27 protein-coding genes are annotated in these 25,345 nt (G+C 38.7%); 25 read left to right on the top strand and 2 right to left on the bottom strand.

The window, feature by feature from the left end; genetic code table 11:
• Positions 1-6 precede the first annotated feature (6 nt).
• From glyA to AC3WSK_RS09590, 25 genes are all read left to right on the top strand, one after another.
• Complete coding sequence (gene glyA / locus AC3WSK_RS09710) at positions 7-1,248, top strand: serine hydroxymethyltransferase (RefSeq protein WP_079559404.1); 1,242 nt, start codon at positions 7-9, stop codon at positions 1,246-1,248.
• A 309-nt stretch (positions 1,249-1,557) separates the two neighbouring features.
• On the top strand, positions 1,558-3,708 hold the full coding sequence (locus tag AC3WSK_RS09705; RefSeq protein ID WP_492411885.1) for an EAL domain-containing protein: 2,151 nt from the start codon (positions 1,558-1,560) through the stop codon (positions 3,706-3,708).
• Positions 3,709-3,833: 125 nt separating this feature from the next.
• Positions 3,834-4,463, top strand: a complete 630-nt coding sequence (gene upp, locus AC3WSK_RS09700; protein WP_079559406.1) for a uracil phosphoribosyltransferase — start codon at positions 3,834-3,836, stop codon at positions 4,461-4,463.
• A 421-nt stretch (positions 4,464-4,884) separates the two neighbouring features.
• Positions 4,885-6,006: a non-hydrolyzing UDP-N-acetylglucosamine 2-epimerase gene (wecB, locus tag AC3WSK_RS09695; RefSeq protein ID WP_276569468.1), complete on the top strand. Its 1,122-nt coding sequence runs from the start codon at positions 4,885-4,887 to the stop codon at positions 6,004-6,006.
• Between the two features lie 516 nt (positions 6,007-6,522).
• Positions 6,523-6,894, top strand: coding sequence for an ATP synthase subunit I (locus AC3WSK_RS09690; protein ID WP_492411883.1), 372 nt, complete (start codon positions 6,523-6,525; stop codon positions 6,892-6,894).
• A gap of 36 nt (positions 6,895-6,930) precedes the next feature.
• Positions 6,931-7,653: a F0F1 ATP synthase subunit A gene (gene atpB, locus AC3WSK_RS09685; RefSeq protein ID WP_079559409.1), complete on the top strand. Its 723-nt coding sequence runs from the start codon at positions 6,931-6,933 to the stop codon at positions 7,651-7,653.
• A gap of 65 nt (positions 7,654-7,718) precedes the next feature.
• On the top strand, positions 7,719-7,931 hold the full coding sequence (atpE, locus tag AC3WSK_RS09680; protein WP_049668022.1) for a F0F1 ATP synthase subunit C: 213 nt from the start codon (positions 7,719-7,721) through the stop codon (positions 7,929-7,931).
• 177 nt (positions 7,932-8,108) lie between these two features.
• A complete protein-coding gene (gene atpF, locus AC3WSK_RS09675; RefSeq protein ID WP_079559410.1) occupies positions 8,109-8,630 on the top strand; it encodes a F0F1 ATP synthase subunit B in 522 nt (173 codons plus the stop codon).
• On the top strand, positions 8,627-9,163 hold the full coding sequence (locus tag AC3WSK_RS09670; protein WP_142509184.1) for a F0F1 ATP synthase subunit delta: 537 nt from the start codon (positions 8,627-8,629) through the stop codon (positions 9,161-9,163). Before atpF ends, AC3WSK_RS09670 begins: the two co-directional genes overlap by 4 nt.
• Before the next feature lie 28 nt (positions 9,164-9,191).
• Positions 9,192-10,700, top strand: a complete 1,509-nt coding sequence (gene atpA, locus AC3WSK_RS09665; protein ID WP_079559412.1) for a F0F1 ATP synthase subunit alpha — start codon at positions 9,192-9,194, stop codon at positions 10,698-10,700.
• Between the two features lie 47 nt (positions 10,701-10,747).
• Positions 10,748-11,605 carry an ATP synthase F1 subunit gamma gene (gene atpG, locus AC3WSK_RS09660; RefSeq protein WP_079559413.1) on the top strand — a complete coding sequence of 286 codons (858 nt, stop codon included), beginning with the start codon at positions 10,748-10,750 and terminating at the stop codon, positions 11,603-11,605.
• A gap of 49 nt (positions 11,606-11,654) precedes the next feature.
• Positions 11,655-13,070 (top strand): F0F1 ATP synthase subunit beta, encoded by a 1,416-nt coding sequence (gene atpD, locus AC3WSK_RS09655; protein WP_079559414.1) that lies wholly within the window; start codon positions 11,655-11,657, stop codon positions 13,068-13,070.
• A gap of 24 nt (positions 13,071-13,094) precedes the next feature.
• Positions 13,095-13,502, top strand: a complete 408-nt coding sequence (locus AC3WSK_RS09650; protein ID WP_079559415.1) for a F0F1 ATP synthase subunit epsilon — start codon at positions 13,095-13,097, stop codon at positions 13,500-13,502.
• Between the two features lie 86 nt (positions 13,503-13,588).
• Positions 13,589-13,828, top strand: a complete 240-nt coding sequence (locus AC3WSK_RS09645) for a DUF1146 family protein (protein WP_079559416.1) — start codon at positions 13,589-13,591, stop codon at positions 13,826-13,828.
• A gap of 378 nt (positions 13,829-14,206) precedes the next feature.
• Positions 14,207-15,520, top strand: a complete 1,314-nt coding sequence (gene murA, locus AC3WSK_RS09640; RefSeq protein ID WP_079559417.1) for a UDP-N-acetylglucosamine 1-carboxyvinyltransferase — start codon at positions 14,207-14,209, stop codon at positions 15,518-15,520.
• Between the two features lie 410 nt (positions 15,521-15,930).
• On the top strand, positions 15,931-16,866 hold the full coding sequence (spoIID, locus tag AC3WSK_RS09635) for a stage II sporulation protein D (RefSeq protein WP_197139690.1): 936 nt from the start codon (positions 15,931-15,933) through the stop codon (positions 16,864-16,866).
• Between the two features lie 37 nt (positions 16,867-16,903).
• On the top strand, positions 16,904-17,569 hold the full coding sequence (locus tag AC3WSK_RS09630; protein ID WP_079559419.1) for a M23 family metallopeptidase: 666 nt from the start codon (positions 16,904-16,906) through the stop codon (positions 17,567-17,569).
• 290 nt (positions 17,570-17,859) lie between these two features.
• Positions 17,860-18,120 carry a sporulation transcriptional regulator SpoIIID gene (locus AC3WSK_RS09625; protein ID WP_079559420.1) on the top strand — a complete coding sequence of 87 codons (261 nt, stop codon included), beginning with the start codon at positions 17,860-17,862 and terminating at the stop codon, positions 18,118-18,120.
• Between the two features lie 363 nt (positions 18,121-18,483).
• A complete protein-coding gene (locus AC3WSK_RS09620; RefSeq protein ID WP_079559421.1) occupies positions 18,484-19,479 on the top strand; it encodes a rod shape-determining protein in 996 nt (331 codons plus the stop codon).
• A gap of 21 nt (positions 19,480-19,500) precedes the next feature.
• Positions 19,501-20,334, top strand: coding sequence for a flagellar hook-basal body protein (locus tag AC3WSK_RS09615; RefSeq protein WP_492411876.1), 834 nt, complete (start codon positions 19,501-19,503; stop codon positions 20,332-20,334).
• 24 nt (positions 20,335-20,358) lie between these two features.
• Positions 20,359-21,198, top strand: coding sequence for a flagellar hook-basal body protein (locus AC3WSK_RS09610; protein ID WP_079559423.1), 840 nt, complete (start codon positions 20,359-20,361; stop codon positions 21,196-21,198).
• Positions 21,199-21,245: 47 nt separating this feature from the next.
• Positions 21,246-21,530 carry a DNA-directed RNA polymerase subunit beta gene (locus tag AC3WSK_RS09605; protein WP_079559424.1) on the top strand — a complete coding sequence of 95 codons (285 nt, stop codon included), beginning with the start codon at positions 21,246-21,248 and terminating at the stop codon, positions 21,528-21,530.
• A 197-nt stretch (positions 21,531-21,727) separates the two neighbouring features.
• The gene (gene fabZ / locus AC3WSK_RS09600; protein ID WP_079559425.1) at positions 21,728-22,171 is read left to right on the top strand and encodes a 3-hydroxyacyl-ACP dehydratase FabZ; all 444 of its coding nucleotides are present in this window, start codon (positions 21,728-21,730) and stop codon (positions 22,169-22,171) included.
• A 189-nt stretch (positions 22,172-22,360) separates the two neighbouring features.
• Positions 22,361-22,744, top strand: a complete 384-nt coding sequence (locus AC3WSK_RS09595) for a hypothetical protein (RefSeq protein WP_079559426.1) — start codon at positions 22,361-22,363, stop codon at positions 22,742-22,744.
• A gap of 109 nt (positions 22,745-22,853) precedes the next feature.
• A complete protein-coding gene (locus AC3WSK_RS09590) occupies positions 22,854-23,204 on the top strand; it encodes a hypothetical protein (RefSeq protein WP_240518155.1) in 351 nt (116 codons plus the stop codon).
• Positions 23,205-23,649: 445 nt separating this feature from the next.
• Here AC3WSK_RS09590 and AC3WSK_RS09585 read toward each other — a convergent pair whose 3' ends face one another.
• Both AC3WSK_RS09585 and AC3WSK_RS09580 read right to left on the bottom strand, forming a co-directional pair.
• Positions 23,650-24,630, bottom strand: a complete 981-nt coding sequence (locus tag AC3WSK_RS09585) for a nuclease-related domain-containing protein (RefSeq protein ID WP_492411872.1) — start codon at positions 24,628-24,630, stop codon at positions 23,650-23,652.
• A gap of 101 nt (positions 24,631-24,731) precedes the next feature.
• Positions 24,732-25,157 carry a YwpF family protein gene (locus AC3WSK_RS09580; RefSeq protein ID WP_079559428.1) on the bottom strand — a complete coding sequence of 142 codons (426 nt, stop codon included), beginning with the start codon at positions 25,155-25,157 and terminating at the stop codon, positions 24,732-24,734.
• Positions 25,158-25,345 lie beyond the last annotated feature (188 nt).

Here is a 25,345-nt window from a genome sequence, read left to right as displayed (position 1 = left end):
TCAAACATGGCATACGAAAAATTAGCAGTACAAGACAAAGCAGTATTAGACGGAATTCTTGCGGAAAAAAAACGTCAACAAGCAAATATTGAGTTAATCGCATCAGAAAACTTTGTATCAGAAGCAGTAATGGAAGCACAAGGTTCTGTTCTAACAAATAAATATGCTGAAGGTTATCCAGGTAAACGCTACTATGGCGGTTGTGAACACGTAGATGTTGTGGAAGATATCGCACGTGATCGTGTGAAAGAAATTTTTGGTGCAGAATATGCAAACGTACAACCACACTCTGGTGCACAAGCAAACATGGCTGTATACCACACAATTTTAGAACCAGGAGATACAGTACTTGGGATGAACCTATCTCATGGCGGCCACTTAACACACGGATCTCCTGTAAACTTCTCGGGTATTCTGTATAATTTCGTTGAATATGGCGTAACAAAAGATACTCAAGTAATCGATTATGAAGATGTACGCCAAAAAGCGTTAGAGCATAAACCAAAACTAATTGTGGCGGGTGCATCTGCATACCCACGTGAAATTGATTTCGCTAAATTCCGTGAAATTGCTGATGAAGTAGGAGCATATTTCATGGTGGATATGGCACATATCGCTGGTCTTGTAGCTACTGGTGAGCACCAATCACCAGTGCCATACGCTGATTTTGTGACATCTACAACACATAAAACATTACGTGGCCCACGTGGTGGTTTAATCCTTGCTTCGAAAGAATGGGAGCAAAAGCTTAACAAATCTGTATTCCCAGGTATCCAAGGTGGACCATTAATGCACGTAATCGCTGCAAAAGCTGTTGCATTCGGTGAAGCATTACAACCAGAATTCAAAGAGTATGCAAAACAACTTAAAGCGAATGCTAAAGCTTTAGCAGAAGCATTAATGGCAGAAGGCGTTGAAATTGTATCTGGCGGTACGGACAACCACTTATTACTTCTTAATGTGAAATCTCTTGGCTTAACAGGTAAAGTAGCAGAGCACGCACTTGATGAAGTAGGGATTACAACAAATAAAAATACAATTCCTTACGATACAGAATCTCCATTCGTAACTTCTGGTATCCGTATTGGTACACCAGCAGTAACATCTCGTGGCTTCAATGAGGAAGACATGAAAGAAGTTGGGGCAATTATTGCTACAGTTCTTAAAAATCCAGAGGATGAAGCAGTTAAAACTGAAGCGAAAGCTCGCGTAAAAGCGTTAACGGACAAACATCCATTATACGTATAATTTAATAGAAGATAAGGCTGTGGTTAAAGTGGTACTTTGCACTTTAATCACAGCTTTTTTTTATTGGCTTGCTGCCAGCCGCTCGCACTGATGCCCGCGGAATGGAACTCAACCACATGTTTCGATGATAAGTTTTTTTGTAAATGGAAATAAAATACTTTTATTTTTGAATTTATTTACATAAACTTAGTATAAAAGGATATAGTATAGAAGAGTGAGACAGATGATGTCCTTGTGAAAAAAAGATTTTTTATAAAAGTGACAATTTATTGAATCTTTATGTACAATGTAAGAGGGAGGAGGGGCTGTATGGTTACTAAAACGATGTCCATAGAAAATGAAATACTATTAAATACAATTCGTAGGTTAGGAGATCATTCTAAAGAAAGCTACGTTATTTTTGATGCGACAAATAATCATTGCGTATTGGAATGTAATGATTCTTTTTGTACGCTGACAAATACTACACGTTCGGAAATAATAAATAGCGATTATTTTGCATGGTTGTCAAACGAAGAACAGACAACTGTTGAAAAGATTAAACGAAAAATACATAGTGGAGTTTTGGTACAAGCGAAATTGCACCATAGTTGCTTCGATAAACCTCTTTTTTGGGCAGAGGTACAAGCACTCCCATTTCAAAATAATAAAGATGAAACATTATTTGTTTTAGTACTAGTGAAGGATGTTACGTACTTTCACAATGTGGAGTTTTTAATGCGCCTTGAGAATGCTATGTACGAAGCGATTGAAAAGGACAATTCCTTTGCTAAAAAGATGAGCATTGTTTGCAGTGGTTTAGATGAATTTTTTATGCCGAATATGTCAAGTATGGTACTTGTCAAAACGGAGGCAAATCAATTACAGATTTTTAGAGGGAACGATAAAACAAAAAGTTTACCTGATTTTTGTGAAAACAATGATTTTTTTAAGAGTGTTATGCAGGGGGAGACGTCCATTCTAGTGAAAAATTTGGATGATATTGATATTCCAATAGAATATAAAAGGTTTGCCAATTCATCTAAAAAGTCATTTGGGTGGTTTATGCCAATATACAATCAACAACAGCAAGCAATTGGATTGTTTGCCATCTTGTTAGAGCAACATGGTAGTGACCGTAAGTTCCTTGAATATATGTTTCGGAAAATCGGTGCTCTTGTTGCGTTGGCATATTCGTATGCAAAAACACAAAAAAAGATATGGGATTTAGCCTATGTCGATATCACAACGGGGCTACCAAATCGACACGGTTTTTTAAATAAGGTAGAAAAAGAGTGCAGTCAAAATGGGAACATCAAAATCTTAAAGCCAAGCGAATTCCATCATATTGTCGAGTTATATGGACGTGAAGCGGGCGATGAGCTGTTAAGGCAAATTGCCAAACGTTTAAATGAAGAGAAGTATGAGCGTAACGAATATATTGCTAGATTTACAAGCTCTAGTTTAATCATGTCAAATGCAACAGCTGATGAAGATTTCTTCTATTATGAAAGGCGCATTAAAGAGATTATTCGTCAGCCGTTTATTATAGGTGGTAAGAGCATTTATATTACGCTAAAAACGGGTATTGCTTTATATAACGATGAGATCAAAATGGCTGATGCGATTCGCTTTGCAGATAATGCTGTATCCTTTGCTGCCAATAAACCGGGTACTCATACGGAAATATTTACACAAGAAAGAAACGATGTACTTGAGCAGCAAATGACCGTGTTAAACCATTTGGCACAGGCATTAAAAAATAAAGAAATCTCGGTGAATTTGCAGCCAAAGGTTGATTTACGGACAGGAGAAATTCATAGTATTGAAGCGCTTGCTCGCTGGATTTCTCCAAAACTAGGTTTCGTGTCACCGGCAATCTTTATTCCAGTGGCAGAAAGTGCAGGGAAGGTACGCGAAATCGATGTTCAAATATTAGAGTTGGTTCTTTCGTGGTTAGCAGAGCGTAAGAAAATAGGGAAAAAATTAGTGAAGGTGGCAGTCAATATTTCGCCTGATCATTTTTACTATGCTAATTTTGTACAGGATACATTGGGGCTCGTTCGGAAATATGATATTGATCCGAAATATATCATTTTAGAGGTGACAGAAAATATTGGCCTAGTTGATTTTCAGACTGCTTTTTCAATTATCCAGGAATTAAAGGGCTACGGCTTTAAAACTTCGGTGGACGACTTTGGTACAGGCTTTTCATCTTTAAGTTATCTACAAAGACTGCCATTTACTGAATTAAAAATAGATCGTAGCTTTATTAATGCTATTGATGATGGTGCGACACTCGCTATTGTCCGATCCATTATTCAATTAGCATTAAACCTAGGAATGACTTCGGTCGCAGAAGGTATTGAAAATAAAGAGCAAGTTGAGATTTTACGTGCACTCGGCTGTACAGTAGGGCAAGGATATTACTATTACAAACCAATGACAATAGAACAAGTAGATGCAATACTTGATGAATAATTGCTAGTATATGTAGAAAACATTCTTGAAAAGGAGTTGTCCCAAATTTAATTTTGAGACGACTCCTTTTTTCTGTTATACTAGTTGAGATAAAAATGAATCCGAACGGTTAGGAGAGAATCCCTTTGAGCAAAGTATACGTATTTGATCATCCACTAATCCAACACAAGTTAACTTATATTCGTGATAAGAATACAGGAACTAAAGAATTTCGTGAGCTAGTAGACGAAGTGGCAACATTAATGGCATTCGAAATTACACGTGAGATGCCAGTAGAAGAAATTGAAATTGAGACACCGGTTACTGTTGCTAAGACAAAAGTACTTTCTGGTAAGAAACTTGCGATTGTCCCAATTTTACGTGCAGGTATTGGCATGGTAGATGGCGTATTAAATCTAATTCCAGCTGCTAAAGTTGGTCATATCGGTCTTTATCGTGATCCGGAAACGTTAAAACCTGTAGAATACTATGCAAAACTTCCAGCAGATGTAGAAGAACGTGATTTCATCATTGTAGATCCAATGCTTGCAACTGGTGGATCAGCAGTGGAAGCGATCAACTCACTGAAAAAACGTGGTGCGAAAAGCATTAAATTTATGTGCTTAATCGCTGCGCCAGAGGGTGTTAAAGAAATTCAAAAACATCATCCAGATGTAGATATTTATATTGCTGCACTTGATGAAAAATTAAATGACCATGGCTACATTGTCCCTGGTCTAGGTGATGCAGGCGACCGCCTATTTGGTACAAAATAATACTGAACACTATTCAATGGTATTAACAAGATTCAACAACGGAAAATAGGGATGACATTTTGTTAAAACGTATATCATGATGATAAGTTGATTGGAGTGGAGACTGGGCGACTCCTCGGAGGTCAGCGTCACAGATGAGACCCTGGAGCGAAGCGAAGCGGCTCCTCGGACGCCCCCCAGGAAAGCGCCCAGTCGTAACGGAAATCAACCTACGTTATGATGATAAGCCGTAAAAATAGGGTCAGTATGTAATTTTTAGGAAACTTATAACTATAGAGAGCGTCCTTCATTATTGAAGGACGTTTCATAGTATGTTAGGCGAATTACTTCTATTAAAGTTCGACACTTGCCTCATATGACGCAGATCAGTGGAAGTAAAGCACTTTTCATACAAATATAACAAAGGACGGTGCGAATCGTTTTGACGAAAAAATGGAAAGTAATGACGATTTTCGGTACGAGACCAGAGGCTATTAAAATGGCCCCACTAGTATTGGAATTACAAAAGCATCCTGAGCAAATAGAATCGATTGTGACGGTAACAGCCCAACATCGCCAAATGCTCGATCAAGTTTTAGAAACATTTAAAATTACACCTGATTACGATTTGAATATTATGAAGGATCGTCAAACATTAATTGACGTGACGACAAATGCTTTACAGGGCTTAGACAAAGTCATGAAAGAAGCAAAACCGGATATTGTTTTAGTACATGGTGATACAGCGACGACTTTCATTGCAAGTCTAGCTGCATTTTATAACCAAATTGCTATCGGACATGTGGAAGCGGGTCTTCGAACTTGGAATAAGTATTCACCATACCCAGAGGAAATGAATCGCCAGTTAACAGGTGTTATGGCTGACCTTCATTTCGCACCGACAGAAGTATCGAAGAAAAACCTTTTAGATGAAAATAAAAACCCTGATACTATCTTTGTCACTGGTAACACAGCAATCGACGCATTAGCTACAACAGTAAGTGAACATTACACACATCCTGTCTTAGACAAAATAGGCACAGACCGTATGATTTTATTAACAGCACATCGTCGTGAAAATCTAGGTGAACCTATGCGTCATATGTTCAGAGCGATTACTAGAATTTTAGAAGAGCATGAGGATGTACAAGTTGTTTACCCAGTTCATATGAATCCAGCTGTACGAGAAATAGCGAATGAAATTTTAGGAGATCATAAGCGTGTTCATTTAATTGAACCTCTTGAAGTCTTTGATTTCCATAACTTTGCGGCTAATTCTTATATGATATTAACGGATTCTGGTGGTGTCCAAGAGGAAGCACCTTCATTAGGTAAACCAGTTCTAGTACTAAGAGATACAACAGAGCGCCCAGAAGGTATTGCAGCAGGGACTCTAAAGCTAGCAGGAACGGAAGAAGAAACTATCTATTCTCTAGCTAAACAATTAATAGAAGATACAAATGCTTATGAAGCAATGTCAAAAGCGTCAAATCCTTATGGTGATGGACATGCTTCTGAGTATATTGTGAAGGCTCTTTTAGGATTTTTACAAAAAAGCAAGTAATATCCCTTTTCAGAAATGAAAAATGAGTCTAATGTACTAATCATGGTAGGCGGGCTAATTTGCGAGCATATATGTGTCGCAAATTAGCTTTTTTTTGCATAAACGTTAACTGTGATTTTGAAACTATGAATTTTCATACACAAATTTGTCAACAATTTGACAAGAGTATAGTGGCTGTGAAGTTTTTCTACTTTACTAATTGACTTCAAATATCTCCTATTGTATGCTTACAAAGGGTAAGAATGATAAGGGTTTCTATTCGTAAATAGAGGTTGAAACACTTGTTACATCAAGTTTCTACTAAATTGACAGTTCAAACTAAAAGCTGTCGATTGGCAACGTTTTGTGCGTTTCGGGGTGTAAGATTTTTTGGGATTTACACCTGTGATTTCAAAATGACGCTCTCCCGTTACTATTCCGCTGTGAGTAGTGTTTTTCACTGCTCTTTTCTGATTTCACATAGTGGTCAGCAAATGTTTCTTTACTCGAAAAAATGATTCAGGAGATTATAAACCAATGCTAGATTTGCATCACATTTTTGCTATGCAGAAGAGAGTGTTATTTTTTTTGCTCGCACTCTGTGCATTAGGCTGGGGATTTACGCCCTATCAGACGTTTTTTGCGGGCATCGCAATCGGTGCATTCTTTGGTACGTATAATTTTTGGATTTTAGTTCGCCGTATGGAGAAGTTTGATCGATCCATTAGTGAAGGGAAGAAAATAGGCTCACTTGGTACAATGCTCCGCTTTGGATCAGGTGTAGCGGCAGTCGCTCTAGCCATTTCGTTGCCAAACTATTTTCACTTAATTAGCACGGTCATAGGGCTAATGATTCCGTACGTTTTTCTCTTTGTCGAGAGAATTGTGTCCCATGTAAAGAACCGCTAATGTGCTTTAAATTAGAAAGAGAGGTGAAAAATAACAATGAATCATGAAGCTCCATTGAAAGTAGTTGACTTTGGTCTTTTTACACTAACATTCAACCTTTCAACTGTAATGATGTTACTAGTTGCAGCTGTAGTCGTTTTCTTAATCGCATTCATCTCAACTAGAAGCTTAAAGTTAAAACCTACAGGTATGCAAAACTTTATGGAATGGATTATGGATTTCGTAAAGAACATCATCAAAAGCAACATGGACTGGAAAACTGGTGGGCGATTCCATATTTTGGGTATCACGTTGATTATGTTTATCGCTGTATCTAACTTATTAGGTCTTCCATTCTCTATCGTCTATGATCACCAACTTTGGTGGAAATCACCTACAGCTGACCCAACCGTTACAATGACTCTTGCAGCAATGATTTTAGCCTTAACACATTTCTATGGTATTAAAATGAAGGGGACAGGCCATTATGTTGGTACATTCTTCAAACCAATGTCATTCATGTTCCCGCTGAAAATTGTTGAAGAGTTTGCGAACACTTTAACATTAGGTCTTCGTCTTTACGGTAACATCTATGCAGGTGAGATTTTACTTGGCTTAATCGCAAGTTTAGCTGTTACGGGTCCAATGGGATTCGTCGGAGCAATTGTTCCAATGATGGCATGGCAAGGTTTCTCTATTTTCATCGGCTTTATCCAAGCCTTTATCTTCACAATGTTAACAATGGTTTACATGGCTCATAAAGTGAGCGATGACCATTAATATAAAGCATAAATCTTATGCTTAAACCAAAAAAAAACAAACAATTCCAAGGAGGAAATTTTCAAATGGGTTTATTAGCAGCAGCAATCGCAATCGGTCTAGGTGCACTTGGTGCAGGTATCGGTAACGGTCTTATCGTTTCAAAAACAGTAGAAGGTATCGCTCGTCAACCAGAAGCACGTGGCGTTCTTCAAACTACAATGTTCATCGGGGTAGCATTAGTTGAAGCCCTACCAATCATCGCAGTAGTAATCGCATTCATCGTAATGAACAAATAATTCAGTTGTACACTGAATTCTAGTGGCGAAGCAGAAATCTCTAGATGAAACTTCGCCCTTCATTTTGGAACTGATAAAAGCTATGTGTAAATATAGCTTTTTAAAATAGGTAGTTTTTCAAGTAATTAATTAATTTATTATGTTGAAGTCAAAGCTCTTGAAGGGAGTGAAACAATCGTGTTTTTAGATAATCTTGTACTAGGCAGCGCTAGTGCCGGTTTCAACGGTGGTGACATCGCAGCAACATTAATCATTTTCTTAGTGTTAATGTTTTTACTTAAAAAGTTCGCTTGGGGTCCACTTATGGGCATCATGCAACAACGTGAAGAATTAGTAGCTAGTGAAATCGAAGCAGCTGAAAAAGCTCGCAAAGATTCGCACCAATTTTTAGAAGAACAAAAGAGCCTTCTTAAAGAAGCTCGTACGGAAGCACAATCGATTGTTGAAGGCGCTAAGAAGCAAGGCGAAGTGCAAAAAGAAGAAATTCTTACTGCAGCTCGCAATGAAGCAAACCGCTTAAAAGAATCGGCTTTACGTGAAATTGAGTCTGAAAAAGAAAAAGCTATTGCAGCTGTACGTGATGAAGTCGTTTCATTATCTGTACTTGCAGCATCTAAAGTCCTTAGCAAAGAAATTTCTGAGGCTGACAACCGTGCTCTAATTGAAGAGACGATTGCGAAGGCAGGGGAAGCTCGATGAGTAATTCAACTGTAGCAAAACGTTACGCACAAGCGCTATTTGAATTAGCGCAACAAAAAAACATTCTTGCTGAAGTTGGAGCAGACTTAAACGAGCTAACAAAAGTAGTCAAAGAATCTCCTGATTTTTTAACACTTTTAAATGCTCCTAAGTTCTCTATCGAACGTAAGAAACAAATGGTAGCTGAAATCTTTGCAAGTGCAACTCCAGAAGTTTTACACACAGTTCAACTACTTGTTGAGAAAAAACGTGTAAACGAAGTGAAGCTGATTGCGAACGCATATGCTGAGCTTGCTGCACAGGCACAAGGTTCTGCAGATGCAACAGTATTCTCTACTCGTGCACTTTCTGCTGAAGAAAGCGCTAATATTTCTACAACATTTGCGAAACTTGTAGGGAAACAAACATTAAACATTACAAACGAAATTGATCCATCACTTCTTGGTGGTATTCGTGTTCAAATCGGTAATCATATTTATGATAGCTCAGTTGCGAACAAGCTTGAGCGCCTAAAACGTGAATTAATCGGTTAATAATTTAGAAATGTGAGAGGTGACATACATGGGCATCAAGGCTGAAGAAATCAGCAGTCTGATTAAACAACAGATTGAGAATTATGAATCTGAACTTAAAGTAAGCGAAGTTGGTACAGTTATCCGTATTGGTGACGGTATCGCACTTGCTCATGGCCTCGACAACGCCATGGCTGGAGAGCTTTTAGAGTTCTCTAACGGTGTTATGGGTATGGCTCAAAACCTAGAAGAAGGTAACGTTGGTATCGTAATCTTAGGTCCATACGCAGACATCAAAGAAGGCGATGAAGTTCGTCGTACAGGTCGTATCATGGAAGTACCAGTTGGTGAAGAACTAATTGGCCGTGTTGTAAACCCACTTGGTCAACCAGTGGATGGACAAGGTCCAATCAACACAACAAAATCTCGTCCAATCGAAAGTCCAGCTTTCGGTGTAATGGCTCGTAAATCAGTACACGAACCACTACAAACTGGTATCAAAGCGATTGACGCTTTAGTACCAATCGGTCGTGGTCAACGTGAGTTAATCATCGGTGACCGTCAAGTAGGTAAAACATCTGTAGCAATCGATACAATCTTAAACCAAGATGGTGAAAATATGATTTGTATCTACGTTGCTATCGGTCAAAAAGAATCAACTGTACGTGGTGTAGTTGAAACGTTACGTAAGCACGGTGCATTAGATTATACAATCGTTGTAACTGCTGCTGCGTCTCAACCAGCTCCATTACTATACTTAGCACCATTTGCTGGTGTTTCTATGGCAGAAGAATTCATGTTACAAGGTAAGCACGTATTAATCGTGTATGATGATCTTTCTAAACAAGCATCAGCTTACCGTGAACTTTCACTTCTTCTACGCCGTCCTCCAGGTCGTGAAGCATACCCTGGTGATGTTTTCTACTTACACAGCCGCTTACTTGAACGTGCTGCGAAGTTAAATGAAACATATCAAAATGGTTCTATTACAGCTCTTCCATTCGTTGAGACACAAGCTGGGGATATCTCTGCATACATCCCAACTAACGTAATCTCAATTACTGATGGACAAATTTTCTTACAATCTGACTTATTCAACTCAGGTGTACGTCCAGCGATTAACGCCGGTCTTTCTGTATCACGTGTAGGTGGATCTGCTCAAATTAAAGCGATGAAAAAAGTTGCGGGTACACTACGTCTTGACTTAGCTGCATTCCGTGAACTTGAATCATTTGCTCAATTCGGTTCTGATTTAGATAAAATCACACTTGCTAAACTTGAGCGTGGTAAACGTACGGTTGAAGTTCTTAAACAAGACCTAAACAAACCACTTAAAGTTGAAAAACAAGTTGCTATCCTTTATGCATTAACTAAAGGTCACTTAGATGATATTCCAGTACAAGATATCGTTCGCTTTGAAGGTGAATTCTTAAGCTGGTTAGATACAAACCACACAAACGTTTTAGATCACGTTCGTACTACAAAAGAACTTGCTCCTGATGCGGATTACGTAGCAGCTTTAACTGAGTTCAAAAAAACTTTCGCTAAATCAGAATAAGTTCGAGCTAGTCACTTGATTAAAAAACAAAAGGTGGTGAAATACCAGTGGTAAACTTACGCGAAATAAAAGGTCGTATTAATTCTACAAAGAGTACGAAACAAATTACGAAAGCGATGCAGATGGTTTCTTCTTCAAAGTTACGTCGTGCAGAGCAAAACGCTAAAGCGTACGTTCCTTACATGGAAAAAATCCAGGACGTAGTAGGCGCGATCGCTTCAGGGACAAAAGACAGTGGACATCCAATGTTAACTGCTCGTCCTGTTAAGAAAACAGCTTACTTAGTCATTGGTTCTGACCGTGGTCTTGCAGGTGCTTACAACTCAAGTATCCTACGTCAAGTACAACGTACAATTGACGAGCGTCATAAATCAAAAGACGAATACGTTATTTTAGCGGTAGGTCGTGTTGTTCGTGATTACTTTGTGAAACGTGATCATAATGTCATCAGCGATGTTGTCGGTCTTCCTGACCAACCAACATTTGCTGATATTAAAGAAATCGCTCGTAAAGCTGTTGGTATGTTCACTGATGGTACGTATGATGAACTTTATATGTACTACAATCACTTTGTCAGCGCAATTGCTAACGAAGTGACAGAGAAAAAACTTCTTCCATTAACGGATCTTGCACCTGCTAGCAGTAATGCTTCTTACGAATTTGAACCATCTGGTGAAGCAATTCTAGAAGTATTACTTCCACAATACGCGGAAAGCTTAGTTTATGGCGCATTATTAGATGGGAAAGCAAGTGAACATGCTTCTCGTATGACTGCTATGAAAAATGCAACTGATAATGCATCTGATCTTATTTCAGACCTTTCATTGCAATATAACCGTGCACGTCAAGCAGCAATTACACAAGAAATTACAGAAATCGTTGGTGGAGCTGCAGCCTTAGAATAGGCCCAGCTTCCCAATGTCGTATAAGAATACGATAGGAGGGTACACAGTAATGAATAAAGGACATGTTATTCAAGTAATGGGTCCAGTTGTTGACGTAAAATTTAACAACGGCCAATTACCAGCAATCTATAACTCATTAACAGTTAAGATTGAACGTCCTAATGAAGAACCAACAATTCTTGCATTAGAAGTTGCTCTTCATTTAGGTGATGATTCTGTTCGTACAATTGCAATGTCATCTACTGATGGCTTACAACGTGGAGCAGAAGTAACAGACTCAGGAAAAGCTATCTCAGTACCAGTTGGTGAAGTTACTTTAGGACGTGTATTCAACGTTCTAGGAGAAGTAATCGACTTAGGTGAAGAGATTCCAGCTGACGTTCGTCGTGATTCAATTCACCGCGAAGCACCATCTTTCGATGAACTTTCAACTACAGTTGAAATTCTTGAAACAGGTATCAAAGTAGTAGACTTATTAGCACCATACATCAAAGGTGGTAAAATCGGTCTATTCGGTGGTGCCGGTGTAGGTAAAACAGTATTAATCCAAGAATTAATCAACAACATCGCACAAGAGCACTCAGGTATCTCTGTATTCGCTGGTGTAGGTGAGCGTACTCGTGAAGGGAACGACTTATTCTTCGAGATGAGCGATTCAGGCGTTATCAAGCAAACAGCGATGGTATTCGGTCAAATGAACGAGCCACCAGGCGCACGTATGCGTGTAGCTTTAACTGGTCTTACAATGGCAGAATACTTCCGTGATGAGCAAGGTGCTGACGTACTTTTATTCATCGACAATATCTTCCGTTTCACACAAGCAGGTTCTGAGGTTTCTGCCCTATTAGGTCGTATGCCTTCTGCGGTAGGTTACCAACCAACACTTGCAACTGAAATGGGTAAATTACAAGAGCGTATCACATCTACTAACAAAGGTTCTGTAACTTCTATCCAAGCGATTTATGTACCAGCCGATGACTATACTGACCCGGCTCCAGCTACAACTTTCGCCCATTTAGATGCAACTACTAACCTTGAGCGTAAATTATCAGAAATGGGTATCTACCCTGCGGTTGACCCATTAGCTTCGACTTCTCGTGCTTTATCACCTGAAATCGTGGGCGCTGAGCACTACGCTATCGCTACTGGTGTACAACGTACAATCCAACGTTACCGTGAATTACAAGATATCATTGCTATCTTAGGTATGGATGAATTATCTGATGAAGATAAACAAACAGTAGAACGTGCTCGTCGTATTCAATTCTTCTTATCTCAAAACTTCCACGTTGCGGAACAATTTACTGGTCAAAAAGGTTCTTATGTACCTGTTAAAGAAACTGTTCGCTCATTCAAGGAAATCCTTGATGGCAAATGGGATCACCTACCAGAAGATGCTTTCCGTCTAGTTGGTTCTATTGATGAAGTAGTTGAAAAAGCGAAAAGCATGGGCGTAGAGGTTTAATACTAGGGACGAGGAGGAAAAAATATGAAGACAGTTCAAGTCAATATTGTCACTCCCGACGGCCCAGTATACGATTCTGAAGTATCAATGGTAATCGCAAAGACAACTTCAGGAGAAATCGGTGTTCTTGCAGGCCATATTCCTATGGTCGCTCCACTTGCAATTGGTGCAGTGAAGCTTAAAAAAGAAGACGGTTCAACTGAACTTGTAGCTTTAAGCGGTGGTTTCATTGAAGTTCGCCCTGAAAAAATCTCAATTTTAGCACCATCTGCTGAAATTGCTGAAAGCATTGATGTTAAACGTGCTAAAGAAGCCGTTAAACGTGCTGAAGGACGTCTTCAAGATAAACAAGATAACATTGATTTCAAACGTGCTGACCTAGCATTAAAACGTGCGTTGAATCGTATCAACGTTCATGAGGGTAATATCTAATTCAAATTTTAACGGGCAGATTCAACATCTGTCCGTTTTTTAACATTATTCCACAGTGGCTAGAGGAAGGAATATGGAGGACCAACATGGAATTATATAGGGCAGTAGGGCAGGAAGCTTTAATAGGTATTCTATCGCACATATTTTTTATCGGTATTACCTTTTACGCGCTACAAGCGTTTATGTTAGAAAAGCTTTTTAAGAAGAATAAAGTATTTCAAGTCCAATTAATTTATATTTTATTAAGCGTTGCAATAGGATCAGTCGTTTCAAATTTCTTTCTCCAATTTTCAAATTGGTCTGGGAAGCTTCCGTATTTATTTTAAGAGACCGTTATTACTTTCTATATGTTAGATGTTGAATCTACATATTTCACAGGGCTTTATAACATAATTTATGTGGTCCTTTGAAATATGTAAAAAAAGAAATTTGTGAGATTTCGGTTTTTGTTCACAAATCTTTGGGTATATATTAAAAATTTACGCTTATCTTCCATGTTATTGGTCATTCACAAAAAAAAAAATCATGCGTACAATAAATAAATAGCAAAATATTAAAAAATGACGTAAAATAGTGATTTGGACGCTTGAACGAGCGTAAGAAAAGTTGTACTATAGAGTTGTTTGTTTACTGATTATGACATTATACTTCTTTTTAAAATAAAATTTTGATAGGTTAATAGATTGAATTCGGAGGGACATAGGGTGGAAAAAATAATAGTGACTGGCGGCCAACAGCTACAGGGGAAAGTACGCGTAGAGGGCGCAAAAAATGCGGTGTTACCAATCCTAGCAGCAGCTTTACTTGCTTCTAAAGGAGAAAATGTAATTAAGGAAGTCCCTAACTTAGCAGACGTCTTTACTATAAATGAAGTACTAAAAAGTCTAAATGCGGCTGTTACATATATACCTGAGGACAATACAGTATATATCGACACAACAAAAGAACTTTCTAGTGAAGCTCAATTTGAATATGTAAGTAAAATGCGTGCATCGATTTTAGTGATGGGTTCTTTACTTGCTCGAAATGGCTATGCTCGTGTTGCTTTACCTGGGGGCTGTGCAATCGGTTCCCGTCCAATTGAGTTACATTTAAAGGGCTTTGAGGCTATGGGGGCAAAAATCTCGTTTGGCCATGGTTTTGTAGAGGCAAAGGCAGATGGACGTTTAAAAGGCGCAAATGTGTATTTGGACTTCCCTAGCGTTGGGGCAACAGAAAATATCATGACAGCTGCAGCGTTAGCGCAAGGAACGACTGTAATTGAAAATGCAGCGAAAGAGCCTGAAATTGTGGATCTTGCAAACTTTATTAATAATATGGGTGGTCGTGTTATCGGAGCAGGTACGAATACAATTCGTATCGAAGGAGTCGATACATTATATGGAACAGAGCATCATATTATTCCTGATCGTATTGAAGCTGGCACATTTATGGTTGCAGCAGCAATTACAAAAGGTGATGTAACGATTGAAAATGCAGTTCCTGAGCATATGACAGCATTAATTGCAAAGATGCGTGAAATGGGTGTAGAAATCACTGAGCTAGAAGAAGGAATCCGCGTACGCGCTCCTAAACCATTAAAAGCTGTTGATATTAAAACTATGCCACATCCAGGCTTCCCAACAGATATGCAATCTCAAATGATGGCTTTAATGCTAACTGCTGAAGGTACGAGTATTATTACGGAAACGGTTTTTGAAAATCGTTTTATGCATGTTGAGGAGTTCCGTCGCATGAATGCCAGTGCTAAAATAGAAGGACGTTCTGTGTTTATCGAAGGGCCAATAGATCTTCAGGGTGCTGAAGTTATGGCGACTGATTTACGAGCTGCGGCTGCACTAATTTTAGCAGGTCTTGTATCTGAAGGTGTGACTAGAGTTACAAAACTTCATCACTTAGATCGTGGTTATGTTGATTTCCACGGCAAATTGGCTTTACTTGGCGCACAGATTGAACGTGTACCAGTAGAGGATGTTATCGTTGAAGAAAAAACAACTGTAGAATTACCAACAAACTAAATAGATTCTAAAACCCTTTGCTTAAGAGCAAAGGGTTTTTTCTTCATAGTTTAATCCACGCTGGCGATAGTCTAATAATTGCTTATCATCATAACGTGAAGTTGAGTTCCGTTCCGGCTGGGCGCGATGTTGGTCACGAAGGCGTTATCACAGGATGTGATGCTTTTTGCCTTCGTTCCTCTATTGCTAATCCCCAAGGAGTCGCCGGGCCGGAACGAAGATCACTTTATAGCAGGGCATACGTTTTTAAAACGCTAATATATAGGAACTAACATCCTTTTTATATGACGGAAATACGCTTCTTTTATGCATGCTTTACATATGTAGCCCTCAATTTATTTACCATGCTAGATTGAAGTTGCCTTCACCAACGGTCACATATTTTGAAAAGTTTTAGCATATTATTCCTTATGAAAAAATGGATAATGAGTATAGGCATAATTTGTTTGACTGGAGCATTATATATGCTTCCTGTGGCATTTGGTGAGAGACGTACGGTTGAGGATGCGCCTGCAACAACAGAACAAGCTTGTGAAATCTTCATAGAAGTGGAGGGACAACCGGAGAAAATCCCTTTAGAAACGTATGTGACTGGTGTGGTAGCTGCAGAAATGCCTGTTTCATTTAAAAAAGAAGCTTTAAAGGCACAGGCTATTGCTGCAAGAACTTACGCGTTGAAATCGACAAATTACGGTAAAATAGCTATCGCTCCTACTGTTGCTAGACAAGTTTTTTACAATAAGGAACAAAGAAAAGAGAATTGGACTAGCAATTTCCCGGGGAATGAAAAGAAAATTGTCGAGGCTATTAACGAAACGAAAGGACAAGTTCTTCTATATAATAATGAATTAATTACGGCAATGTTTCACTCTACTAGTAATGGGAAAACAGAAAGTGCCTACGGTTTTAGTGGCAATGATGTACCATATTTACAAAGCGTCGCGAGTAATACGGATCAATCATCACCAAAGTTTGCAGCGATAAAAGAATGGACATTGGCTGAGTGGAATGCATTGTGGCCTGTTAAATGGCAGGCAAATGATTTCAACCGTGTACAGTTCTTTTTAAATGATTCCGGACGTGTTGAGCGCATGCAGTTAGGGAAGAATATATGGTCAGGGCGAGAGGTTCGAACACTTTTGGGAATAGCATCAACAGACTTTAAAATTTCTTATAATTCCACTGCTGGAAAAGTGCTGGTGAGCACGAAAGGATACGGGCATGGGGTAGGGATGAGTCAATATGGAGCAGATGCTATGGCAAGTGATGGGAAAACTGCTGCCGAAATTTTACACTACTATTATCAAGATATTGAGATAAAAAAGATAGATGCATGTTTAAAATAACTTCTAGTTGTTCACACTGCAACTAGAGGTGATGAAAATGAGAGAGGATAAAAATAGTAAAACTTCTCAAAATCAAGATGAAAAAGTTCAATTACAGAAGAAACCATGGTTTTGGCCAGCTGTTTACGCTGGTGGAGCTCTAATGCTAGCAGGTTTACTACTTGGTTACAATAGTCTTGTATCAAAAGTAGAAGAGGCTCCATTACCAGAAGTAGCAGAAGTAGATTCAGGTCCTGTAGTTGAAACCAATGCACGAACAGAAAATATGAAGTACCCGTTCAAGGAAGCAAATCTTAATAAAATTCAAGTTTCACAAGAGTTTTATGATGTAGAGGCAAATGCTGAGTCACGTGAAAAAGCACTAATGGTATTTAATCAAACATTTACGACATCTTCTGGTATTTCTCTTTCTATGAATGGTGAAGAATTCGAAGTACTTGCTGCTTTAAGCGGTAAAGTAAAACAAGTAAAGCTTGACGCATTTACAGGCAATAAAATTGTGATCGAGCATGCAAATGGTAAGGAAACACATTATAGCTCTGTAAAAGACATTGCTGTCAAAGAAGGCGATGAGGTAACACAAGGTCAAGCACTAGGAAAAGCGACTGACAACGAGTGGAACCAAGCAGCTGGCATTCACCTGCACTTTGAAGTACTTGAAAACGGAAAATATATTAATCCGAAAAAATTACTAGGCTTTTAACCTATTTCAGCGGCTGCTGAAATAGAGGAACTCATGCCCAACAACGTGCCTATTATCAATTATGCCGAGGTATAATTGATAATAGGCCATTTTGTTTTCTCCTAAACAATGAAAATGATCTTTTTCTATGTAAGAAATGAATACTAAAAAATGCATAAAAAATCAGTATTTTATCGTGAAAATGTAAAATGTGTTCTGAACAGCTTTGTCCTCACATAATGTGAAGAAATGCGCAGACGTGCATCTGATGCCAACGCCATTTGTGAATTTGTGTGGAAAGGACGAAGAACGTGCACGAGCACATTCGGAAGCGCTGTATACGCCTCGGTGAATTATTGATTGAGACGCGTGAGACTGTGCGTGTCCTCGCGAAAATGACAGGTTATTCAAAAAGTACGGTGCATAAAGATTTAACAGAGCGACTGCCAACAATTCATGAAGGATTAGCTGAGCAAGTAAAGGAAATACTCGCCTACCATAAGGCCGTACGTCATATTCGCGGAGGAGAGGCAACGAAAAACAAGTGGAAAGAAAGAGCGAGTCATGAATGATTCGTTCTTTTTTAAAATGCAAAGGACAAGCTAGATACATATTTCCTCATAAAAGACTACTCACAATAACGTGGGGTTGATTTCCGTTCCGGCTGGGCGCTTTGTAGCTGCCGCTACGCTATCGTACCTATTCACATAAATAGTGTTAAAAAATTCCATTTAAAACTATTCGATGATGGATCATGAAAAAATTGTTTAAGCAATTTCTTCTTTTCATGAAGTGTTCATATAATTGAAAGGAATGGAGTTCTATTCACTAAAATTAGGTGAAATTACCAATAGGTTGTGATAGAATATTCTAGATAAACAGATAAAAATGAACGTTTTTTGTAGTTGGAAATGGTGGGAAGGAGAAATTATATAATGTTTTCGAAAGATATTGGCATTGACTTAGGAACTGCGAACGTATTAATACACGTTAAAGGTAAGGGAATCGTCTTAAATGAACCATCTGTTGTGGCGATTGATAAAAAAACAAATAAAGTATTAGCTGTGGGGGAAGAGGCTCGCCAAATGGTAGGGCGTACGCCTGGTAACATTACTGCAATTCGCCCACTACGAGATGGGGTCATTGCGGATTTTGACGTTACAGAAGCCATGCTAAGACATTTCATCAATAAGTTAAATGTAAAAGGATTTTTAGCTAAGCCACGTATTTTAATTTGCTGTCCAACGAACATTACTAGTGTTGAGCAAAAAGCTATCCGTGAAGCCGCAGAAAAATCAGGTGGAAAAAAAGTATACTTAGAAGAAGAACCAAAAGTGGCTGCAATTGGTGCAGGCATGGATATATTCCAACCTAGCGGTAATATGGTAGTCGATATTGGCGGCGGAACAACAGATGTTGCAGTCTTATCAATGGGTGATATTGTAACGAGTGAGTCCATTAAGGTAGCCGGAGACATTTTTGATAATGATATTTTGCAATATATTAAAAAAGAATACAAATTACTAATTGGTGAACGTACTGCAGAAGCCATTAAAATTACAATCGGTACAGTCTTTAAAGGTAGCCGAAACGATTCAATGGATATTCGTGGTCGAGACATGGTGACAGGTTTACCACGTACAATAACAATTCATTCTGAAGAGATTGAACGTGCCCTACATGAATCGGTTGCTATGATTGTTCAATCTGCAAAAAATGTTTTAGAAAAAACGCCACCAGAGCTATCAGCTGATATTATTGATCGTGGGGTCATTATTACTGGCGGTGGTGCTTTACTACACGGTATGGACCAACTATTAATCGAAGAATTAAAGGTACCTGTATTCATTGCTGAACAACCTATGGATTGTGTAGCAATTGGTACAGGAATTATGCTTGAAAATATTGATCGAGTTCCCGCATCCTTATAAAAAGATAATGAGGTGAGTCCTTTGTTTAAAGGGTTTTATACAGTTGCAACTGGTATGATTGCACAACAAAGACGAACAGAATTACTAACTAATAATTTATCAAATGCGAATACACCAGGATTTAAAGCAGACCAATCAACAATTCGGTCATTTCCTGACATGCTCATGTCAAGTGTAGGAAAAACGAATGCACCTGCTCATCAGCAAGCAGGTTCTCAATATATGAGCCAAGTTGGTGCATTAAATACAGGGATTTATATGCAAGAAACATTGCCAAATTACATACAAGGCCAAATCTATAGCACTGATTTCACGACAGATATGGCTTTGATTGATGGAAACTTACCGCAAAATGAAGATGGTACTACCGGATCTATTTTCTTCCGTTTAGCACATCCAGAAGGCGGAGAAGCATATACACGCAACGGGAATTTCACATTAGATGGTCAAGGCTATTTAGTAAATCCACAAGGACTGTATGTGTTATCAGACAGAGGCCAACGCATTCAGCTACAGAATGATGATTTCCGCTTAGATGAGAACGGTGCAATTTACGTTAATGATCAGCAAGTAGCTCGTGTTGGCGTATCATATGCAACGAATCCGAACATGCTACGTAAACAGGATAATGGTTTAATTCGAACAGAAAACGGTGAGAACTTACCAACAGCCTACGGTGCCAATGGCGTATCCTTTACACTGCGTCAAAATTATCTAGAGGGCTCAAACGTTGATTCTAGTCGCACAATGACCGATTTAATGACAGCATATCGCGCTTTCGAGGCTAACCAAAAAGTGTTACAAGCTTATGATCGCAGTATGGAAAAAGCTGCTAATGAAATCGGGAAAGTTTAATAGGCGAACAGGAGGCGTTTGATCATGCTACGTACAATGATGACTGCAACAAACACAATGGGGCAATTACAAAATAGACTAGATACAATTAGTAATAACATTGCCAATAGTAATACACAGGGCTATAAATCAAAAGAAGCTACATTTAATGAATTGCTTTATCAGCAGTTTAACAATGACAAGCTAGATCGTGCTGATCGACAATCACCTGTTGGTATCCGTTACGGTTCAGGTGCAATGCTTGGGCAAATCCAATCTAATCAAAAACAAGGTTCTCTACAAACAACAAGTCGAGATCTTGATTTAGCTTTTACAAAACCAAAACAATATTTCAATATTTTAATGCCAGATGGTGAAAATGGCACAAAAACAGTGTATACTCGTCAAGGTGACTTTTATTTATCACCATTAAATAATGGAACAGTAATGGTTGTAACTGCAGATGGATATCCATTAGCAAACGAAAACGGGCAAGCTATTACATTACCGGATAATGTAAAAAGTTTCGCAATTCGTGATGGGGGCGTATTAGAGGCATCATATCCAAATGGAGATTTTATTCGTACTAATGTAGGGGTGACAGAGTTCCAAAAGCCTCAGCTTATGGAGGACATTTCTGGATCCTATGTTGGATTGCCGAATAACCTAGCTCAGTTAGGATATACGCAAGCTGAAGTTGTCACTAATTTACAAGGTGCAAATCGTCAGCAAATTGGTATGCAGAACGGTGTGCTAGAAATGTCGAATGTAAATCTTTCAAAGGAAATGACGGATTTAATTCAAACACAGCGTTCTTATCAATTCAATGCAAGAGCTGTCACTTTAGCAGATCAAATGCTTGGGCTCATTAATGGTATTCGATAGTAAATCCATAATTACTGTTTAGTAAGGAATGAAGAGGAGTACAATTTATGACAAACGATTCAAGTCGAGGTTCTATGCAATCAAAAGAAACCGATACGCCACCAGAAGAGAAGGAACACGGCTCAAATGGAGAGCAACGAGAGGTTCGATGGGTGCAAATACGGCTGATTCCGATTTGGCTACGCGTTGTACTTATTATCATCTTAGTTGTTGTTGCCGCAATTTTAGGTACAATAATTGGCTATAGTGTAATTGGACAAGGTAAAGCCATGGACGTTTTCAAACCAGAAACATGGCAGCATATATTTGATATTATGAATGGTAAAGAATAATAATATTCTTTACCATACTTTGTTTTACATAATTATTTATGTAATGGTTTATAACATTTACTTAATGAAGATTATAGTCTCTGGCGGATGTCACAGATTTTTTTGTAGGTACCATTCTGGACACATTGTTTATCTGTAGCGACAGCTACATTTATGCCAAGACGAAATTGATATTAAGCATTCGAGGGGGAAAAGAAATGTTAACAGCAGAACAAATTCAAGCAATTTTACCACATCGTTATCCTTTTCTATTCGTTGATCGTATCGTTGAATTAGAAGAAGGCAAGCGTGCAGTCGGTTTAAAAAATGTCTCTATGAACGAGGACTTTTTTAATGGACATTTCCCTGGCTATCCAGTAATGCCTGGGGTTTTAATTGTAGAGGCATTAGCACAAGTAGGTGGCGTAGCATTATTAAATGCAGAGGAATTCAAAGGTCGTCTAGCTTTCTTAACGGGTATTGATAACTGTCGTTTTAAGCGACAAGTAGTACCGGGAGATCAACTTCGATTAGAAGTTGAGTTCGTGAAACTACGTGGAGTTATGGGCAAAGGTCACGGTGTGGCAACAGTTGATGGGGAACTAGTATGTGAAGCGGATATTTTATTCGCTATTGGACCTGCACAACCAAAACAGGTGTAATTTGCAATTATAGGCTAAAAGATTTAAAATAATTATATCGAAAATTGTCTTAACTGTTAATCTTCTAATAGTTTACTATAGGGAGTGCAGTTAAAGAAATCACGGTATTTTATAAAAATGCAATGGCGCTATATGTGATTGTGAATAATACATGTAGTTTTGTTTTTAAAACGTAGGAGGATTATATAGATGTATAAGGAATTGTCTTCAGGTGTTAAAATTAGCATTACGCGTTCGATTTCAACATCTTTTGAATCATACTTAGCAAGTATTGATTGGAAAGAGGAGCGTTTTTCTATGGAAGACTTCATTGCTAGCTGGCAAACTTATTTTCAAGAAAATGCCGCATGGATCGAAAAAATCCCAGCAGATGTTTTGATGAATACTGAATTCCATGAAGAGATGGCGCAGAAAATCGACGAAGTAATAGCAAAAATTTTAAATGAAGAACCAACAGCTAAACAAATTGAAACAATTGAGGCCTTGCAAAAAGAGCTAGGTACAAATTATAGCTACAACTGTAAAGCAGAAGCAGCATACATTGAACAATTGTTAAAAGAAAAACAAAAATAGTTTGTAAAAAAATCGGATAGTTCCCTCCTTTCCCGGGCAATCTATGTAGGATCACAAATACACACATTGTATTTGATGACATAGCACCGGAGGAAGGAGGTTTTTTCATATGTGGAGAATGTCATTTTTGGCAATTATTCTTGCTGCATTATTCCTTGGAGGTTGTAACTGGGGAAATAGAGCTGTAGAAACAAGACCAGTGGAGAACGTTAAAGAAGACGTTCGCCGTGGTGTTGACCGAGTAGAAGACGTAGTAGAGCCGAACAGACGAAATGACGTTTACGACCGTAACGTTAATAACCGTAACACTGTTCTTCCAGAAGCTACAACACCAGGTACAACGACAGTACCAGGAACTACAACACCAGGAACTGTAACACCGGGAACAACAACTACACCAGGAACACATACTACTGGTGAAGTTAAAGAAAAGATCGTCGAAGAGAAAGTTACTCGATAATTTGAAAAAGAGTGTTTCCAATCAATGGAACACTCTTTTTTATATTTTCGGGGAGGGAGTGATATACGCTGAGGGGTGAGTGATACACGCTGAGGGTGAGTGATATACGCTGAGGGGTGAGTGAATACCCGCGGAAGAGGAGTGAATACCCGCGGAAGAGAAGTGAATACCCGCGGAAGAGAAGTGAATACCCGCGGAAGGGAAGTGAATACCCGCGGAAGGGGTGAATACCCGCGGAAGAGGAGTGAATACCCGCGGAAGAGAAGCGAATATCCGCGTAAGGAGTGAATACCCGCGGAAGAGGAGCGAATACCCGCGGAAGGGAAGTAAATACCCTTGGAAGAGGAGTAAATACCCGCGGAAGGGGTGAATACCCGCGGAAGGGAAGCGAATACCCGCGAACCCTCACAAAGCGGAAGCAAAACCATCTCCCACACGCACCCCCTCAAGAAGAACGGAAAAACGGCTTCATATAGACCACTAAATTCTCAGGTAATTGGTAAACGCGATTTTTATAAGAACCTGTATAGGGAAAATGAAATTTTTTAAGTAAACGATTGGCAGCATCACTGGATTGAATATTGAAAAATTCACGTAACTGTTTGTTGGTAATGGTCGGTCTAACTAAGTATCGATAATCTTGTAAGGCTTCAGCGAAAATTTCTTCGCTTGCATAGTAACAGTATGAACATTTCCAAATCCCACGAGCATAATGCATTTGGGATTTGTATTGGCATTTCGGGCAAAGCATGCCTTGGCGGAATCGTGAAGAATCAATAGAAGCTGGAATCTTCGATGGCTGATGTCGACTGAGAAGTTGTTGAGCAATTTGTGTTAGCTGTTCTTCGCTTAAAATAGTTTGTGTATATTTTTGAAACAAGGAATGAAGATGTTTTTGAAGTCCTGAAACATGGAAAATAGGGATTGTGTTTGGATGACTTGCAATGATAGCGGAGGGGTTAGAAATAACAACTGCGCCCTCAATGGGGAGAGAATAGTTTTGACAAATAACTTTAAGAAATTGCATATGTCGTTGGGTCTGAGTAAGGGCATTTGGAAATCCTTCAACAGTACCATCTGACTTTGTACGAATACATTGATGGGTAGTTTCGTCAAAATCAAGGCGTCCGTTAATATTTTTAATTTCAACCACTAGCATAAAATGCCCGCAAATGAAGAGTGTATCGAGTTGATACGAATGCTGTGCAGAATTAATTAAAATTAAATTATGTAATACTAAAAATGTATAGGGACATATTAATTCAAGCCATTCACGGTCAACTCTCCTTTCACCAGCAAAACCGGCATCGAATCGGCGAAATTGCTCATTATAATAGTCAAAATCAGGGTCCTCATCGAACAACCGCCGCTTTAAAGCCTCAAGCCATAGTAATTTTACGGGCTTTTTCCTAATAGCAATAGTCAAGTATAGTTACCCCCTCTAATTTTTACATCGTATTGTACCTTAAAATCTATACTTGTCCAATAAAAAATAACGATGCAAATGTTTGCATCGTTAAATGAAGTTCAATCATTTTTTAGTTTTGGTCGTTCTTTCATATCGTGCGAGAAGCGGTCCAATAACTTATCTAAAGTGACACCCTCAGCTAGCAACTCGGCAAGCAATTGCTCGGCATATTTCGAGCGTTTTATCTTGAGCTTCCCTTTTAGCAGGACAGAGATGTGCTCGCCAATTTCTTGAACTGTATGTACGGCAACCTGGAAAGGAGCAGGCTCATTATCTGGAAATGAAATAACTGCACGTACATTAAAGACAGTAGCATTCGCTAAAAGTTCATCAAAAGTTGAACGATATTGTCGGTCCATAAACAGTTCAAGAATCCAAGATTGATGGCTATTTTCCTGGTTAATAATAATACCATCGACTAAAGGGAAAGGTTGCTTGCCCTCTTTTGTGACAAGGTCAAAGGAAAGCATTTTAAACGTTTTCATTATGTAATATCCTCCTAAGTCGGTCATCATTTTTAGTATAACATATTCAATTAGCCCTGTTTATGGGAGGGTCAATACAGCTTTTTGCGCAATCAATAAAAACTGCGAAATTGTACATTTCAACAATTAGCATTTGCAACTACAGGGAAAAGCATTCAGCTAGAAAAATCATTCAATACTTGAAAAGT

This window comes from Lysinibacillus sp. EB271-A1-10B, assembly GCF_058791335.1.
The sequence above is the reverse complement of the archived record's forward strand: the minus strand, read 5'-3'. Positions and strand labels throughout refer to the sequence as shown.